Here is a 14,630-nt window from a genome sequence, read left to right as displayed (position 1 = left end):
TGGCCGAGGTCATCACCACCGAGTCCACCTCGTCCCACAGCAGCTTGCGCAGCACCATCGCCGCCGACACGGGCGAGCAATGCAGGATGTAGTCGCCGTCGCGCGACATCGTCACCCAGCGCGCGATCGGTGGCTGGCCTTCCTTGTCCTCGCGGCGCCAACCGGCCCACAGGTTGTACTGCTGCTCGATCATTTCCTGGGCCATGCCCAGGTTGCGCTGCAGGCGCTCGACGGCGGGATCGTCCTGCTTGCCCTTGGCCACCGCCGAAGCAGCTGCGGTGGCCCAGTTGAGCAGAGTTCGGGTTTCATCGGCCAGTACTTCGATCGGCTGCCGCCAGGACTCGGGCAGGCGACCGTTGGCGGCGCGCCACATCGGCTCGCGATCATCGGGCTGCGGAATCCACACGTTGCCGATGTCATCGCGGAACGCCTTGAGCAGCTTGCTGACCCGCGACGCCACGTCGATGGCTTCATTCGGCAACAGGTTGCCGAGCTTGTCCTTGTCCACCGCGCGGTAGGCGCCGGCAATCAGGATCTGCAGGCGGCTGGTGCGCTTGGCCATGTCGTCCAACGGCAGGTTGGCGGCGCCCTGGTCGATGGCGACGTTGCCGATATGGTGGCCTTCGTCCAGCACCAACAGCATTTCGCCGGGTGCGGCGATCAGCGGCTGGCCGCTGTCGCTGTCACCCAACGACAGCGCCGACAGCAGCAGCGCATGGTTGGTGACAATGATCTGTGCATCACGTACTTCGGTGCGCGCGCGCAGCACCGGGCATTGCGAGGAGTAGGCACAACGACGGCCGGCGCAGGCCGAGGCCGGCGTTGTGATGCGCATGCGCAGCGTGGGGGTGACGTTTTCCGGCGCGTTGTCCAGGTCACCGTTCCAGCGCCCTTCGATGAAGGCCTTGGTCAGCTTCTCGGCAACGTCCATCTCAATCGGTGCCAACGGCCGGTCGTAGAGCTGCACGTCGTCGCCGAACATGCCTTCCTGCACGCCTTCGCCCTGCGCTTCGGCGGCGTTGCGCGTGCACAGGTAACGGGTGCGGCCCTTGGCCAGCGCCACCGTCGCCTGCAGGCCGGTGGACTTGAGGAAGTTGGGGATGTCGCGCTCGACCAGCTGCGACTGCAAGGCCACGGTGCCGGTACTGATGACCAGCTTTTTCTTGCTGGCCAGGGCAATCGGCACGCCGGCGGTCAGGTAGCCCAGGCTCTTGCCGACGCCGGTGGGCGCTTCCACCACCCCGACGCCACTGGTGCCCAGCGCGCGCGACACCACGCCGATCATCTGGCTCTGCGAGCGACGCGTGCTGAAGCCCGGCGTGTTTGCCTGCAGCTTGGCGTAAGCGTCACGGATGCTGGTTTTGATGTCCTCGGTCAGCGCCCGTGGTGCTTCTACTTTTTCCGTCACGCCAACCTGCCCGCAGCTCAATCAAGGCCGGTATTTTCCCATACCGGCCCGCATTCACCGAATGCGTTGGCAGCTCAGGGTTTGCCGGGGGCCTGCGGACGTCGCAGGGCCTGCACCAGTGCCCAGGCCAACAGGATGTAAGCCACCGCTTCGAACAGCGACAGCGCAAGGTGGCCCACGCTTAGCAGCGTATTCATCGAACTCACACCGCCGTAGTTACCGCTCGCGATAAGCAGCAGGGGCACGGCACTGAGCACACCGCCCAGCATGGTCACGGTCAGCAGCAAGCCCAGCGCCGACATGGCCACGCTGCGCACCTTGCCGCGCGGGGTATCGATCAACATCACCATCGCCACACCGAGGGCAATCAGGATCGGCAGGCGGTAGCCAATGGAAACCAGCAAGGTGGTCAACAATTCCGTGGGTTGCATGGGCCGGCCTCAGTCCGCGGTGACCAGCAGCGCATCGCGGCCACGCAGCTCGGCGTAGATGGCGTCGGTTTCCGGACGCATGCCATGCCACTGCTGGAAGCTCTCGGCCGCCTGTTCCACCAGCATGCCCAGGCCATCGAAGCTGTTGCGGCAGCCGGCCGCACGCGCCCAGGCCAGGAACGGTATCGAGGCCTCGCCGTAGTTCAGGTCCACCGCCGTGGTCATGCTGTTGACCAGCGACAGCGGCAGGTTGAAACCATTGCCCTCGCCGCGGGCGGCCGAGGTGGCGTTGATGATCAACTCAAAGTCGCCCTGATCCCGCAAACCATCCCAGTACGCGGAGATGGCGCGGCCCGGCTCGCTCATCGCATCCACCAGGGCATCGGCGCGCTCTGGCGAACGGTTGACCACCACCAGCTCCAGGATGCCCGCGTCCAGCAGTGCCGGTGCAACGCCACGGGCTGCACCGCCCGCACCCAGCAGCAGCACGCGGCGGCCGCGCAGGTCCAGGCTATGGCGACCGGTGAGGTCACGTACCAGGCCGATGCCGTCGGTATTGTCACCGTGCCAGCGCTCGCCCTTGCGCAGCAGGGTGTTCACCGCCCCGGCCCGTTGCGCACGGGAAGTGGTGGTGCTGCACAACGCGAATGCTGCTTCCTTGTGCGGCAAGGTCACGTTTGCGCCAACTCCGCCATCGGCGGCGAAGGCTTCGAGGGCGGCCGCGAAATCTTCCGGGGAGGCTTCGATGGCGCGGTAGTCGACCGCGATGCCATGCGCCTTGCCGAACGCGGACTGGATACGCGGCGACTGCGAGTGGGCGATGGGCTGGCCGAAAACGGCGTAGCGGGGAGCGCTCATTGTGATCCTCTGCATGACCTAGACTGGACGCGACTTTGCTTGCTGGACCCTTATGCGGACCCGAACATTGCTGCTCGCGCTGACTGCGAGTCTACCCTTTACCCCCGCTGCCTCGGCGCTTTCCGAGTACGGCATCGAAGGCATGGGCGTAGTCTCGACCCGCGCCGATGAAATCCGCGCAACGCTCGCCGCCGACGGCCAACGCATCATCTGGGCCAGCAACCGCGAGGGCGGTGCCGGTGGCTGGGACCTGTGGCAGGCACGGCTGCAGGACAAGCGCTGGACCGACCCGCAGCCGTTGGCCTTGAACAGCAGCGCCGACGAGCTGGATCCCTTCCTCAGCAGCGATGGTCACTGGCTGTACTTCGCTTCCAATCGCAAGGGCGGGCACGGCGGCCTGGATCTGTACCGGGCGGCGATAGCAGCCGACGGCAGCCTGGGGGCACCGCAGAATCTGGGCCCGACCCTCAATGGCCGCCAGGACGAACGCTCGCCGACACTGGCCGACGACGGTCGGCTGTTGTTTGCCAGCAATCGCGACGGCGGAGGCGGCGGTTGGGATCTGTGGCAGACGCGGGCCAGTGGTGACGGCTTTACCGCCGTGACCGAGCTGGCCGAGATCAATACGCCGGCCGACGAAGTGGATGCCAGCTGGCTGGGTGGCGGGCGTGGCGTTGTACTCGCCCGTACCAACCCGCAGGGCGGAACCCAGCTGTGGCTGTCGCAGTGCCGGCAGGGTCAGTGGGACCAGCCCAGCTTGCTGGAGCTGTCGTTCAACAGCGCCGACAGCGACACGCGTGGCGCGCTCATCGATGCCAACAAGCCGGCAGAGCTGGTGGTCAGCGGCACGGCACGCGCACCGCGGGCCGGCGGCATGGACCTTTACCGGATGAAGGCGCCGGTGGTTGATGGGGATGACTCCTGCCGTTGAGGCGGCGGGCGGCAACAAAAGCTCACCCCTCCCCGGCCCTCCCCTTCGCTACGCGAAAGGGAGGGAGACAAGCGATCAGCCCCGGCAATTTGGCGGCCCGCGGCATCAGCCCCCTCCCTTTGGCCGCAGGCCAAGGGGAGGGTTGGGGAGGGGTGCTTCTGCTCCAAAGCTTTCAGCACCTGAAAACCCTACTTCCCAGCCAACACCGCCGCGCGCATCCCCTCGTACTCGGCCTCACTGATCTGCCCGCCCTGCCTGCGCAGATCCAGCTCGCGCAGCTTGGCCTGCACATCCGTACCCTGCCCTGCCTCGCGCTGCAGTCGCTCGGCGGCGGAATGCAGCTGCGGCGGACGCTTGCCGGCGCGCACGATGGCGGCGATGAACACGCCGATCACCACGGCGAACAGCAGCACACCAATCAGCCACACTGCCCAGTTGTAGCCCTCAAGGCCGGGAACATTCATCTCAGGCCTCCTTCAACCAGCGCGCGATCTGCGGTGCGTAGTAGGTCAGCACGCCATCGGCACCGGCACGCTTGAAGCCGATCATCGTCTCCAGCACGCACTTGCGCTCGTCCAGCCAACCGTTGGCCGCAGCCGCCTTCAACATCGCGTACTCGCCACTGACGTGGTACGCAAAGGTCGGCACGCCGAACTCGGTCTTCACCCGACGCACGATGTCCAGATAGGGCATACCCGGCTTGACCATCACCATGTCGGCGCCTTCGTCCAGATCCAGTGCGATCTCGCGCATGGCTTCGTCGCTATTGGCCGGGTCCATCTGGTAGGTCTTCTTGTCGGCCTTGCCCAGGTTGCCGGAGCTGCCCACCGCATCGCGGAACGGGCCGTAGAAGGCCGAGGCGTACTTGGCCGAATAGGCCATGATGCGCGCGTTGATATGCCGCGCATCGTCCAACGCGGTGCGGATCGCGCCGATGCGGCCGTCCATCATGTCCGATGGCGAAATGATGTCCACGCCGGCTTCGGCATGCGATACCGATTGCTTGACCAGCGCCTCGACAGTGATGTCGTTGAGCACATAGCCGGTGTCGTCGATGATGCCGTCCTGGCCGTGCGTGGTGTACGGGTCAAGCGCCACGTCGGTCATCACCCCCAACTCGGGGAAGCGCTGCTTGAGCGCGCGCACGGCGCGCTGCGCCAACCCATCCGGGTTCCAGGCTTCGGCCGCATCCAGCGACTTGCGCGACGGGTCGATCACCGGGAACAGGTCGATCACCGGCACGCCCAGTTCCAGCGCCTGCTCGGCTTCGCGCAGCAGTTCGTCGATGGACATGCGGTCCACGCCCGGCATCGAGGCCACCGGCGTGCGGCCATCCAGCTCATGCACGAATACCGGCCAGATCAGGTCGTTGCTGGTCAGCGTGTTCTCGCGCATCAGCCGGCGCGAGAATTCATCGTGACGCATGCGGCGCGGGCGGTACTGGGGATGGATCATCGCGGTACTCCTTGATTCTGGAAACGGGGTTATTGCAGCCGATAGCCTTGCGGCTGCAATGGCTCGGGCAGCGGGCGGTGGCCCAGCGCGTCGAGCAGATCGATTTCGATGGTACGCACCATGGCGTCCAGCGGCAGGTCGTTGGGTTCGAGGCCGAACGGCTCTTCCATCTCTTCGCCGAGCTGGTCCAGGCCAAAGAAGGCATACGCCAACAGCATCGATACCACCGGCGTGGCCCAGCCCAGCGCGCCGGCCAGGCCGAACGGCAGCAGCACGCAGAACAGCCAGGCACAGCGGTGCAGCAACAAGGTGTAGGCAAACGGCAGCGGCGTGCCGGCAATACGCTCACAGCCGGCCTGCACGCTGGCCATGCCGTGCAGGCGGGCTTCGAACTGGGCGTAGAGATAGGGATCCAGCCTGCCCTCGCGCAGCGGCACGGCCAGTTCGCTGGCCAGCTGGTTCAAGGCGCCATCAGGAATATTGCGCCGCGCCAGTACCGCGGCCTGGTCCGGCTGCAACCACGGCGCACAGGCCGCCGCTTCATCGCCGCCGCGCAGGCGTGCAGCCAAGGCATGGGCAAAGCCGGTCACCAGCTGCGTGCCGCGCAGGTGCAACTGCGGCTCGGCCACCAGCAATGCGTTGGCCTCGCGGGCAAAACCGCGCGCTTCGATCAGCAACTGGCCCCATAGCTTGCGGCCTTCCCACCAACGGTCATGGCAGGCGTTGTTGCGGAAACTCAGGAAGATCGACAACACCAGGCCCAGCAGGGTGAAGGGCACCACCGACAGGCCAGTGCCCCCCAAGGGATGCCAGCTGCGGCTGAACGCGGCCACCAGCACCGCCAGCACGCCGATGGCCAGCACCTTGGGGGCGATGGCCGGCACGATGGAGCCGCGCAGGATGTACAGCAGCTGCCAGCCAGTGGGACGGGGGCGGATGATCATCGAAGGAGCTTGGGGCCGTGACGGGCCGATAACGCCGGAATATTCCGGACAGCCCAGCTATTTTACGCCCCCGGCCTGTATAGGACCGGGCTGGATGCTCCCGTCAGACGATGCCGCCGCCGATGCTCAGGCGGATCACGCCGACCACGATCACGATGCCGTTGAGGATCAGGCCGGTCTTGGCCCGCCCGCGCTTGGCCGCTTGGGTGAACAGCAGGCCGATGGCAGCAATGATCGCGCCAATGGCAGCAAACGGGATCAGGAACCAGTTGCCCCACCCCAGCAACGGGATGAATGCCAGCACCATCCACAACAGGGCGACGATGCCCCAGATCAGACTGATCAAGCCCATGCGTATTCCCTCCAAAGGATCTGGGGCCCAAGATAGCCGGGAACCCCGGCCGTGCCTATGGCCGGATTGTCGCCGGATTCAGTCAGGGCGACGGATCATCCACGGACACCGACTCATCGGGGAGTACGCCATGAAATTCCCGCTTGCCATCGCATTGGGCATCGCCCTGGCCACTGGCGGCTGCGCCAGTACCTCCAAAGTGATGCTGGGCCAGGCCCGCGCGCCGGTGGACCCGGCCAGCGTGCAGATCTACTCCACCCCGCCGGCCGGATCGGTGGAGATCGCCCAGCTCGAATCCTCCAGCGCGGTCGGCTTTGGTACCCAGGGCCAGACGGATGCCGCCATTGCCCGGCTCAAGCGTGAGGCTGCAGCACTGGGCGCCAATGGCGTGATCCTGATGGGCGTCGGCGCTGGCGGCTCGCCAGTGGGCATGTCGGTAGGCGCAGGCAGCTTTGGCCGGCACACCGCCGGTGGTCTGAGCGTGGGCATCCCGACCCAGCAGAAACGCGCCGCAGGCGTGGCGATCTGGGTACCGCCGCAAGCGCAGAACTGAGGAATCAGGCAAGAAAAAACCGGCCCTGCAGGCCGGTTTTTTCGTTGTTCTGCCCGCTCCGGGGGGGACACGCGCTCAACGCATGGCTTGAGTGGGCGAGCGTCACGGCAATGGACAAACCGATGCCAAATGCCGGCACGCGGGCGTCGGTCGGCAAGATCATCGGTTGCCAAGCTCCCGGGTGCGCTGCGCTTACCCGGGCTACGGTGATTGACCCATGTGCCGGCTTACTGCTTGCGCTGGGCCGGGACAAAGACCTCGTTCACGGCGGCGGCCAGCTGGTCCGGCGGCAGCAGGCCTTGGTCGAGCAGGAAGTTGTTGAAGGCCAGGCGGTCGAACTTGTCCCCCAAGGCCAGTTCGGTCTGCATGCGCAGTTCCATGATCCGCGTGTAGCCGTAGAAGTAGCTGCAAGCCTGGCCCGGTGAACGCACGGTGTAACGGTCCAGTTCCTGCGTGGCCATGGCCTCGGACAGGCCCACGCCCTCCACCAGCACCTTGCGGGCCTGATCGCGGTCGGTCTGGCCCAGGTTGAGTGCCGGGTCCAGCATGGCGCGGGCCGCACGCAGCAGGCGGAACTGCAGGGCGATCATCTGCCCGTCCAACGGCTCGAACGGCACCATCTCGGCTTCGGCATACAAGGCCCAACCTTCGACATTGACCGAGTTGAATGCAAACAGCGTGCGCGCCAGCGAGATGCCGCGCTCCACCATCGCCGCGAACTGCAGGTCGTGGCCCGGGCGCCCTTCGTGTGCACTCAGGGTCCATGCCGCCGAGCCAAAGTTGAAGTCGTCGTACTGCGCTTCGGCACCCGAGGCCGGGTTACCCAGCGGCAGCACGAAGGTGCCCTGCTGGCCGGTGTTGCCGACCAGCGGTGCCGGCAGGTAGTGCGGTGCCGGCGACGCGGCGCTTTCGGCCTCGCTGCCCAGTCGCATCTGCAGCGGACGCTGCGGCACATCGACGATGCCCTGCTTGCGGATGATCGGGTCAATCGCATCGATGACGCCGCGGTAATGCGATTCGAGCTGGTCGTTGCCGATCTTGTCCTGCTTCAGCGCGCGGATCACCGCGGCGTAGTCGCTGTTGTCGGCGACCTTCAAGCCCTTGGCCTGCACCACCAGCGGTGCCAGCTGGCGCATCATCGCGCGGGTTTCCATGTATTCGAGCTGGGCACGCTGCATCAGCAGGGCCGGGTCGATGTCCACGCCCACTTCCTTGAGCTGGAAGGCATACAACTCGGCCGGCAGACGGTTGTCGGTACGCGCCTTGGGCAGCACTTCCTTCTGGGTCCAGGCGATGTAGTCCTTCATCTGCGTGGACAGCTCGGCCAGCGATGCATCAGCGCCTTCGATCTTGTACTTGGCAAACAGCTTGCCGATGCCAGCGATATAGGTATCGACGTTGGCCAGCGCCTGGTCGACTTCAATCCTGGTCGGCTGCAGCAGGTTGGGCGTGCCACTCTTTTCTTCGTAGCGCTGGCGCGCCAGCGTGGCCAGCGGCTGCGTGCCCGGCGCCTGGCCGAGGTAGGCCTTCAGGCGATCCAGGGCTTTCGCGCGGCGGGCCTCGGGCACCTGGTCGGACAGCAGGCCGTTGAGGCCGCCAAACACCGTTTGCGGGACATCCACCCACGGCATCAGGTACTTCTCGTTGAGAGTGCTGCTCTCGATGTTGCGTTCCGCCGCACCGATCAGGATCTGCAGGTCCTGGCGCACATTCGGGTCGCGCTCGACCTGCAGTTTCTCGCGCAGCTGCTCGCGTGCCTTGCCCAATGCGGCGCGATAGCGGTTGCTGTTGTCGGCGCCCAGGTCGACGACCTTGTCGTCATACCCCGGCACACCGAAGAAGCTGGTCATTTCCGGCTGGAACGGCGCCTGCGCCTGCAGCAGGATCTGCGCCAGCTCGTTGCTGTGTGCCACCCATGCCGGTGCTGCCGGTGCGGTCTTGGCGGCAGCGGCGGGCGCTGCAGTTGCGGTGAGCGACAGCGGGGTAGCGAGCGCCAGGGCAACGGCGAGGACGAGAGGCTTCATGGGTGGCTCCAGAGGGAATGCGCAGACCATAGGCAGCCACCGCAGCGCCGGCAAGGGCCGGAAGTCCGGGGAGCGCGCCGACGGCCGCAACATCGGGCCCTGATCTGCCCCGCCCGCCCGGTTGCCCCGGTGGATGGTCATGCCCCACGGCCACAACACGGTGTCCCGGCCAGGGCCGGCGCCGTCGCTTCAGGGGCAGTGCGCGGTCACCGCACACAGCTTTTCGTCGGCGGTGCGCAAGTCCAGCTTCTCGTGCCGGCCGGGCAGCGTGATGCTGAGCTTGTCGAACTGCCACGCCGCATTGCCGGAGCGGCTGGCCTCAAGGTTGATGCCGGCCTTGCCGTGTGGGCCGGAAATGCGGATCAGCATCGACGCCTGGCTGACATCGGCGAAACGCCCAATGTTGCCGAATACGAACGATGCTTCTTCGATCGGCTGCCCCAGGGCCGCCTGAACCTCCGGCGCAGCCCTGGCACGCGCCAGCGCCTGCTGGTACGGCTCACTGCTCTTGAGCGGTGCCGACATCTGCCGGAACCCGCTCCAGCTGGCCAGGCCCCAACCACCCAGCATCACCACCACGGCCAGCGGCAATACCCACTTCAGGTTGCGCTGGAACCAGTTCCGCGGCGGCTTGCCCGAGGCGCTGCCAGGCAGTGGCGGTGGGGCGGCTGACATTCCCTGTCCCCTGCCTGTCAGGGCTTGAGGCAACGGCCGAGGAAGTTCTCGGCCATGCGGTAGCGGTGCAGTGCATCCGCGCCTGACAAACCGTGCTTGGCACCGGGATAGGTCATCAGCTCGAACGGTTGGCCACGCTTCTGCAAGGCGCTCATCAGGCTGGTCGAGTTGGAGAACAACACGTTGTCATCGGCCATGCCATGGATCAGCAGCAGCGGCGAGGTCAGCCCGGCGATATGGGTGAGCACGCGCGCTTCGCGGTAACCGTCGACGTTGGCCGCCGGCAGGTTCATGTAGCGCTCGGTGTAATGCGTGTCGTACAGGCCCCAATCGGTGACCGGTGCACCGGCCACGCCGCAGGCGTACTGGTCCGATGCCTTGGCCAGCAACATCAACGTCATATAGCCGCCGTTGGACCACCCCTGCACGCCGATACGGCTGCCATCCACCCACGGCTGCGCCTTCAGCCACTCCACGCCCTTGAGCTGGTCGGCTACTTCCACCGTGCCCTGCACGCCGTACAGCGCGCCGCCGAAGTCGCGGCCGCGACGCGGCGTGCCACGGTTATCCAGCGAGAACACCACGTAGCCGCGCTGGGCCAGGTACTGATTGAACAGGTGATCGCCACGGCCGGGCCAACTGTCAGTCACGGTCTGCGAGGCCGGACCGCCGTACACATAGACGGCAACCGGATACTTCTTCGCCGGGTCGAAGCCTTCGGGCTTGATCACACTGTAGTTCAGCGGGGTCTTGCCATCGGCGGCGGTCAGCGTGCCGTACTCGACCGGGCGCTGCGCATCGCGGTACCGGGCGTAGGGGTGCTTGGCGTCGGCCAGGTTGTTGTCGAGCAGGGTGGCGATCTTTTCGCCATTGGCCCGGAACAACTCGATCTGCGGCGGCGTGGTGTGGTTGGACCAGCTGTCCACATAGACGCTGGCGTTGTTGGCGAACGCGGCGCTGTGCATGCCCGCCGTCTTCGACAGCTTGGTCGGCGTGCCACCGGCCAGCGGCACGGAATAGATTTCGCTGCGCAGCGCGGATTCCACGCCGGCACGGAAGTAGACGGTACCGGCGCCTTCATCGACGGCCAGCAGCTCGTCCACCGGCCAGTTGCCAGAGGTCAGCGCAGTCATGTTGCTGCCGTCGGCGTTGGCCACGTACAGGTGCTCGAAACCGCTGCGCTCGGACGACCACAGGAAGCGGCCATCCTTGAGGAAGCGCAGGCTGTTGTGCAGTGGCACCCAGGTCTTGCCGGTCTCGGTGACCAGCACCTGCTGTTTGCCGTCTGCCAGGTTGACCTCAATCAGCTCCAGCGTGTGCTGGTTGCGGCTCTGGCGCTGGAAGCTGAGGTGCTGCGGATCACGCCAGTTGACGCGGGTCAGGTAGATGTCGGTCTGCTTGCCCAGGTCCACCCAGTTGACCGTTGCATCAGCGCGCGGCGCAATCACGCCCAGGGTGACCAGCACGTTGGGATCACCGGCAGCCGGATAGCGCTGCTCGATCATCTCCACGCGGTCGGCATACATTTCATAGCGCTTCTGCACCGGCACCGGGGTTTCATCGATGCGGGCGAAGGCAATGGCCGAGTCATCCGGCGCCCACCAGTAGCCGGTGTGGCGGTCCATTTCCTCATCGGCGACGAATTCGGCCACACCGTTGCCGATGGTGGCGCTGCCATCGCGGGTCAGCTGCAGCTGCTTGCCGCTGGCCAGGTCGATCACCCACAGGTTGCGCTCGCGCACGAAGCTGACAAAGCCGCCCTTGGGCGAGAGCTTGGCATCGGTGCTGAAGCCTTCGCCGTGGGTGAGCTTGCGCACCGCATCGCGGCCCTGCTTGCCCAGGTCGTACAGGTACAGCTCGCCGCCGAGCGGGAACAGCAGGGTCTTGGCATCCGGCGACCACTGGTAATCGACGATGCCGCTGTAGGCGGCAATCCGCTGGCGTTCGCGGCGGGCCTTTTCGGCATCGCTCAGGGTTTCGGTGCCAGGCAGCACCACCTTGGAATCGACCAGCAGCCGGGTCTGACCGCTGGCGATGTCGTATTCCCACAGGTCCAGCTGCTTGACGTCGCTGTCCTTGCCACGCAGGAAGGTAACCCGCGAGCCATCCGGCGCCACCTTGGGCTTCATCAACGTTGGGCCGGACAGCGGCGCATTGCCGGTGATGGCTTCGAGGGTGAGCTTTTCAGCGTGCACGGCGGGGGTGGCGAGAATCATGGCAAGGGCGAGGAACAAGGGACGCATGGTTTACCTGTCAGTGACAGCACGGATCAGGCAATGCTAGCCGAGCCCCGGCCGCATTGCCCCTGCCGTCAGTCAGTCGCGCCTGCCGAACAGCAGGCGCTTCTCTTCGTCGCTGAGCGGCTGTCCGGCCTGCGGATTGACCGTCGGGCCGACCGCATAGGCACGCTGGGTTGCGGGCCGATCGGCAATGGCCTGGTGCCAGCGGCGCAGGTGCGGGAAGGCATCGAAATCCACCGGCAGCTTGGCGTAGGCGCCGATCCACGGGTAACTGGCCATATCGGCGATACCGTAGTCCTCGCCGGCCAGGTACGCGGTTTCGGACAGGCGCTTGTCCATCACCCGGTGCAGGCGCCGCACCTCGCTGTCATAGCGTTCGATGGCGTAGGGAATGCGCTCGGGTGCGTAGACATTGAAATGTCCCATCTGCCCGCTCATCGGGCCCAGACCGCCCATCTGCCAGAACAGCCACTCCAGGGTGGCGGCGCGGCCGCGCACATCGCTGGGGATGAAGCGGCCGGTCTTCTCGGCCAGGTACAGCAGGATCGCGCCGGACTCGAACACGCTCAGCGGCGCGCCGCCATCGGCCGGGGCGTGGTCGACGATGGCCGGCATCTTGTTGTTGGGCGAGATGGCCAGGAATTCGGCCTGGAACTGGTCACCCTTGCCGATATTGACCGGGTGGACGCGGTACTCAAGCCCGGCCTCCTCAAGGAACAGCGTGATCTTGTGGCCATTGGGGGTGGGCCAGTAGTACAGGTCGATCATGAATGCGCCTCCATCAAGACTGACACCGAGTGTACCTAGGACCGGCGCTTGGCAAGGTGCAGGATCGACCATTACCCTGCCTGCTTTCCGCAACGCAGCATCTCTTTCATGTCCGAGTACAAACCGCTCAGCCCGCTTTCCTCCCTGATCTTTGCCTCGCGCTGGCTGCAGTTGCCGCTGTACCTGGGCCTGATCGTCGCCCAGTGCGTCTACGTTTTCCTCTTCGCCACGGAACTCTGGCACCTGGTGTCCGACGCGCGCGGGCTGAGCGAACAGAAGATCATGCTGATCGTGCTCGGGCTGATCGACGTGGTGATGATCTCCAACCTGCTGGTGATGGTGATCGTCGGCGGCTACGAAACCTTCGTCTCGCGCCTTGGCCTGCAAGGCCACCCGGACCAGCCGGAGTGGTTGAGCCACGTCAATGCCTCAGTCCTGAAGGTGAAACTGGCCATGGCGATCATCGGCATTTCTTCCATCCACCTGCTGAAGACCTTCATCGAGGCCGGGCAGCTGGGCATGCCGTTGTGCACGCCTGAACTGACGGCGATCAAGTCGCCTTGCACCAGCTTCACGCGTGAAGGCGTGATGTGGCAGACCATCATCCACTGCGTATTCATCCTGTCGGCCATTGGCATCGCGTGGACCGACAAGCTGATGTCGAACGGGTCGGGGCATAAGGGCGCCGCACACTGAACCTGCTGATGGGCGTCACCATCATGTGACGCCCATCACTGTTTTGCCCGAACCCTACCTGCCACTGCCGCAGACCGGGCACACGATGCTAGATTCGCGCTTTATTGCTGGGTGGCAAGGCATCGGGAGTGCCGCGCCCATCGCCTGCCGGGCCCATGCAGTCCACGTTGTCCGTCGATTCAAGGGGATGTTTGATGTCGCACGTCACGAAGCTGCGCCTGTTGGCGCCCGCCCTGCTGTTGGCCACCCTGGCCGCCTGCTCGGGCAAGGATGAAACCGCGCCGGCCGCTGCTGAAGGCGCCGCCGCACCTGCCGCCACCTCCCCCGCCACGGTTGCCGCCGACAAGGCTGCCGCGGAGAAGGTGCAGGGCATGGACACCACCCAGCTGCGCGATGCCGCCAGCGCCGCACTGCGCGAGAACCGCATGTATGCACCGGCCGGTGACAACGCGCTGGAGTATTACGTCGCCCTGCGCGACAAGCTGCCGAACGACGCGACGATCAAAAGTGCCCTGACCGACCTGCAGCCCTACGCCCTGATCGCCGCCGAGCAGGCCCTGGGTCGCGAAGACTTCACCGAAGCCCAACGCCTGATCACCCTGCTGGAGAAGGTGGACCCCACCGCACCGGCGCTGCCGCGCCTGAAGCAGGGCGTCACCGGCGGCATGCAGGTCGCCGAGCGTCGTACCGTGGAAGAAGCCGACAAGGCCAAGAAGGACGCTGAGAACAAGGTCAAGCAGCAGGCCGAGCAGCAGCGCCTGGCCCAGCAGCAGGCCGCCGAAGCCAGCGCGGCGCAGGCGCTGGCCGCCAAGCAGGAAGCCGCGCGCAAGGAAAGCGAGCGCCTGGAAGCCGACCGCCAGGCCGCCGCACGTCGCGAAGCCGAGCAACGCAGTGCTGCTGCAGCCGCCGCCCAGCAGGCCGCCGCGCCGAAGCCGGCCGCAGCCGCACCGTCGCTGCGTGCGGTCAGCACGCCCGCGCCGCGCTATCCGGCCGACGCACTGCGCTCGGGTACGTCCGGTGAAGTGCTGGTCGAGCTGACCGTCGGCACCGATGGTTCGGTCACCGACGCCCGCGTGCTGCGTGCCAACCCGGCCCGCGTGTTCGACCGCGAAGCACTCAATGCGGTGCGCCGCTGGAAGTTCGAGCCGATCGGCAGCCCGGTCACCACCCGTCGCACCTTGGCGTTTGCGCCGAACAAGTAATTGGATTTTGTCTGCGAAAAAGCCCGGAGCGATCCGGGCTTTTTCTTTTGCAACCTGCGCGTAGAAACACGCCTGCCATTGAAGCGCGGAACT

The 14,630-nt window shown here is 66.0% G+C and carries 16 protein-coding genes; 4 read left to right on the top strand and 12 right to left on the bottom strand.

What is annotated here, in order from left to right:
• The 3 genes from RT460_RS12655 to aroE all read right to left on the bottom strand — a co-directional run.
• On the bottom strand, window positions 1–1,408 hold a 1,408-nt coding region (locus RT460_RS12655), incomplete at its 3' end, for an ATP-dependent DNA helicase DinG (RefSeq protein WP_313319321.1).
• 74 nt (window positions 1,409–1,482) lie between these two features.
• Window positions 1,483–1,839: a hypothetical protein gene (locus tag RT460_RS12650; RefSeq protein ID WP_313319320.1), complete on the bottom strand. Its 357-nt coding sequence runs from the start codon at window positions 1,837–1,839 to the stop codon at window positions 1,483–1,485.
• A gap of 9 nt (window positions 1,840–1,848) precedes the next feature.
• Window positions 1,849–2,697, bottom strand: a complete 849-nt coding sequence (aroE, locus tag RT460_RS12645) for a shikimate dehydrogenase (protein WP_313319319.1) — start codon at window positions 2,695–2,697, stop codon at window positions 1,849–1,851.
• Window positions 2,698–2,749: 52 nt separating this feature from the next.
• Between aroE and RT460_RS12640 the strand changes: the two genes are divergently transcribed.
• Window positions 2,750–3,628: a TolB-like protein gene (locus RT460_RS12640; RefSeq protein WP_313319318.1), complete on the top strand. Its 879-nt coding sequence runs from the start codon at window positions 2,750–2,752 to the stop codon at window positions 3,626–3,628.
• Window positions 3,629–3,816: 188 nt separating this feature from the next.
• Here RT460_RS12640 and RT460_RS12635 read toward each other — a convergent pair whose 3' ends face one another.
• The 4 genes from RT460_RS12635 to RT460_RS12620 form a co-directional block, all read right to left on the bottom strand.
• Window positions 3,817–4,092, bottom strand: coding sequence for an SHOCT domain-containing protein (locus RT460_RS12635; protein WP_313319317.1), 276 nt, complete (start codon window positions 4,090–4,092; stop codon window positions 3,817–3,819).
• Window position 4,093: 1 nt separating this feature from the next.
• Complete coding sequence (hemB, locus tag RT460_RS12630; RefSeq protein WP_313319316.1) at window positions 4,094–5,083, bottom strand: porphobilinogen synthase; 990 nt, start codon at window positions 5,081–5,083, stop codon at window positions 4,094–4,096.
• A 29-nt stretch (window positions 5,084–5,112) separates the two neighbouring features.
• Window positions 5,113–6,027, bottom strand: a complete 915-nt coding sequence (locus tag RT460_RS12625; protein ID WP_313319315.1) for a bestrophin family protein — start codon at window positions 6,025–6,027, stop codon at window positions 5,113–5,115.
• Between the two features lie 103 nt (window positions 6,028–6,130).
• Window positions 6,131–6,379, bottom strand: coding sequence for a hypothetical protein (locus RT460_RS12620; protein ID WP_313319314.1), 249 nt, complete (start codon window positions 6,377–6,379; stop codon window positions 6,131–6,133).
• 130 nt (window positions 6,380–6,509) lie between these two features.
• Between RT460_RS12620 and RT460_RS12615 the strand changes: the two genes are divergently transcribed.
• A complete protein-coding gene (locus RT460_RS12615) occupies window positions 6,510–6,932 on the top strand; it encodes a hypothetical protein (RefSeq protein ID WP_313319313.1) in 423 nt (140 codons plus the stop codon).
• A gap of 4 nt (window positions 6,933–6,936) precedes the next feature.
• Here RT460_RS12615 and RT460_RS12610 read toward each other — a convergent pair whose 3' ends face one another.
• The 5 genes from RT460_RS12610 to RT460_RS12590 form a co-directional block, all read right to left on the bottom strand.
• Window positions 6,937–7,095, bottom strand: a complete 159-nt coding sequence (locus tag RT460_RS12610) for a hypothetical protein (RefSeq protein ID WP_313319312.1) — start codon at window positions 7,093–7,095, stop codon at window positions 6,937–6,939.
• 64 nt (window positions 7,096–7,159) lie between these two features.
• Window positions 7,160–8,956 (bottom strand): DUF885 domain-containing protein, encoded by a 1,797-nt coding sequence (locus RT460_RS12605; protein ID WP_313319311.1) that lies wholly within the window; start codon window positions 8,954–8,956, stop codon window positions 7,160–7,162.
• Between the two features lie 189 nt (window positions 8,957–9,145).
• Window positions 9,146–9,631 carry a cytochrome c oxidase assembly factor Coa1 family protein gene (locus RT460_RS12600; protein ID WP_313319310.1) on the bottom strand — a complete coding sequence of 162 codons (486 nt, stop codon included), beginning with the start codon at window positions 9,629–9,631 and terminating at the stop codon, window positions 9,146–9,148.
• 17 nt (window positions 9,632–9,648) lie between these two features.
• Window positions 9,649–11,874: a S9 family peptidase gene (locus RT460_RS12595; RefSeq protein ID WP_313319309.1), complete on the bottom strand. Its 2,226-nt coding sequence runs from the start codon at window positions 11,872–11,874 to the stop codon at window positions 9,649–9,651.
• A gap of 72 nt (window positions 11,875–11,946) precedes the next feature.
• Window positions 11,947–12,639 carry a glutathione binding-like protein gene (locus RT460_RS12590; protein ID WP_313319308.1) on the bottom strand — a complete coding sequence of 231 codons (693 nt, stop codon included), beginning with the start codon at window positions 12,637–12,639 and terminating at the stop codon, window positions 11,947–11,949.
• Window positions 12,640–12,747: 108 nt separating this feature from the next.
• Between RT460_RS12590 and RT460_RS12585 the strand changes: the two genes are divergently transcribed.
• Both RT460_RS12585 and RT460_RS12580 read left to right on the top strand, forming a co-directional pair.
• Window positions 12,748–13,335, top strand: coding sequence for a TIGR00645 family protein (locus tag RT460_RS12585; RefSeq protein WP_313319307.1), 588 nt, complete (start codon window positions 12,748–12,750; stop codon window positions 13,333–13,335).
• A gap of 194 nt (window positions 13,336–13,529) precedes the next feature.
• Entirely contained in the window at window positions 13,530–14,537 is a 1,008-nt protein-coding gene (locus tag RT460_RS12580) for an energy transducer TonB (RefSeq protein ID WP_313319306.1), read from the top strand.
• Window positions 14,538–14,630: the final 93 nt, after the last annotated feature.

Origin of the sequence: Stenotrophomonas sp. (assembly GCF_032061965.1) — a bacterium.
Classification (GTDB): domain Bacteria; phylum Pseudomonadota; class Gammaproteobacteria; order Xanthomonadales; family Xanthomonadaceae; genus Stenotrophomonas.
The sequence above is the reverse complement of the archived record's forward strand: the minus strand, read 5'-3'. Positions and strand labels throughout refer to the sequence as shown.

Coding starts and splice junctions, on each gene's coding strand:
- hemB (WP_313319316.1), bottom strand. CDS start 5,083: ATGATCCATCCCCAGTACCGCCCGCGCCGCATGCGTCACGATGAATTC.
- RT460_RS12580 (WP_313319306.1), top strand. CDS start 13,530: ATGTCGCACGTCACGAAGCTGCGCCTGTTGGCGCCCGCCCTGCTGTTG.
- RT460_RS12585 (WP_313319307.1), top strand. CDS start 12,748: ATGTCCGAGTACAAACCGCTCAGCCCGCTTTCCTCCCTGATCTTTGCC.
- RT460_RS12605 (WP_313319311.1), bottom strand. CDS start 8,956: ATGAAGCCTCTCGTCCTCGCCGTTGCCCTGGCGCTCGCTACCCCGCTG.
- RT460_RS12595 (WP_313319309.1), bottom strand. CDS start 11,874: ATGCGTCCCTTGTTCCTCGCCCTTGCCATGATTCTCGCCACCCCCGCC.
- RT460_RS12620 (WP_313319314.1), bottom strand. CDS start 6,379: ATGGGCTTGATCAGTCTGATCTGGGGCATCGTCGCCCTGTTGTGGATG.
- RT460_RS12590 (WP_313319308.1), bottom strand. CDS start 12,639: ATGATCGACCTGTACTACTGGCCCACCCCCAATGGCCACAAGATCACG.
- RT460_RS12640 (WP_313319318.1), top strand. CDS start 2,750: ATGCGGACCCGAACATTGCTGCTCGCGCTGACTGCGAGTCTACCCTTT.
- RT460_RS12600 (WP_313319310.1), bottom strand. CDS start 9,631: ATGTCAGCCGCCCCACCGCCACTGCCTGGCAGCGCCTCGGGCAAGCCG.
- aroE (WP_313319319.1), bottom strand. CDS start 2,697: ATGAGCGCTCCCCGCTACGCCGTTTTCGGCCAGCCCATCGCCCACTCG.
- RT460_RS12615 (WP_313319313.1), top strand. CDS start 6,510: ATGAAATTCCCGCTTGCCATCGCATTGGGCATCGCCCTGGCCACTGGC.
- RT460_RS12610 (WP_313319312.1), bottom strand. CDS start 7,095: ATGATCTTGCCGACCGACGCCCGCGTGCCGGCATTTGGCATCGGTTTG.
- RT460_RS12635 (WP_313319317.1), bottom strand. CDS start 4,092: ATGAATGTTCCCGGCCTTGAGGGCTACAACTGGGCAGTGTGGCTGATT.
- RT460_RS12650 (WP_313319320.1), bottom strand. CDS start 1,839: ATGCAACCCACGGAATTGTTGACCACCTTGCTGGTTTCCATTGGCTAC.
- RT460_RS12625 (WP_313319315.1), bottom strand. CDS start 6,027: ATGATCATCCGCCCCCGTCCCACTGGCTGGCAGCTGCTGTACATCCTG.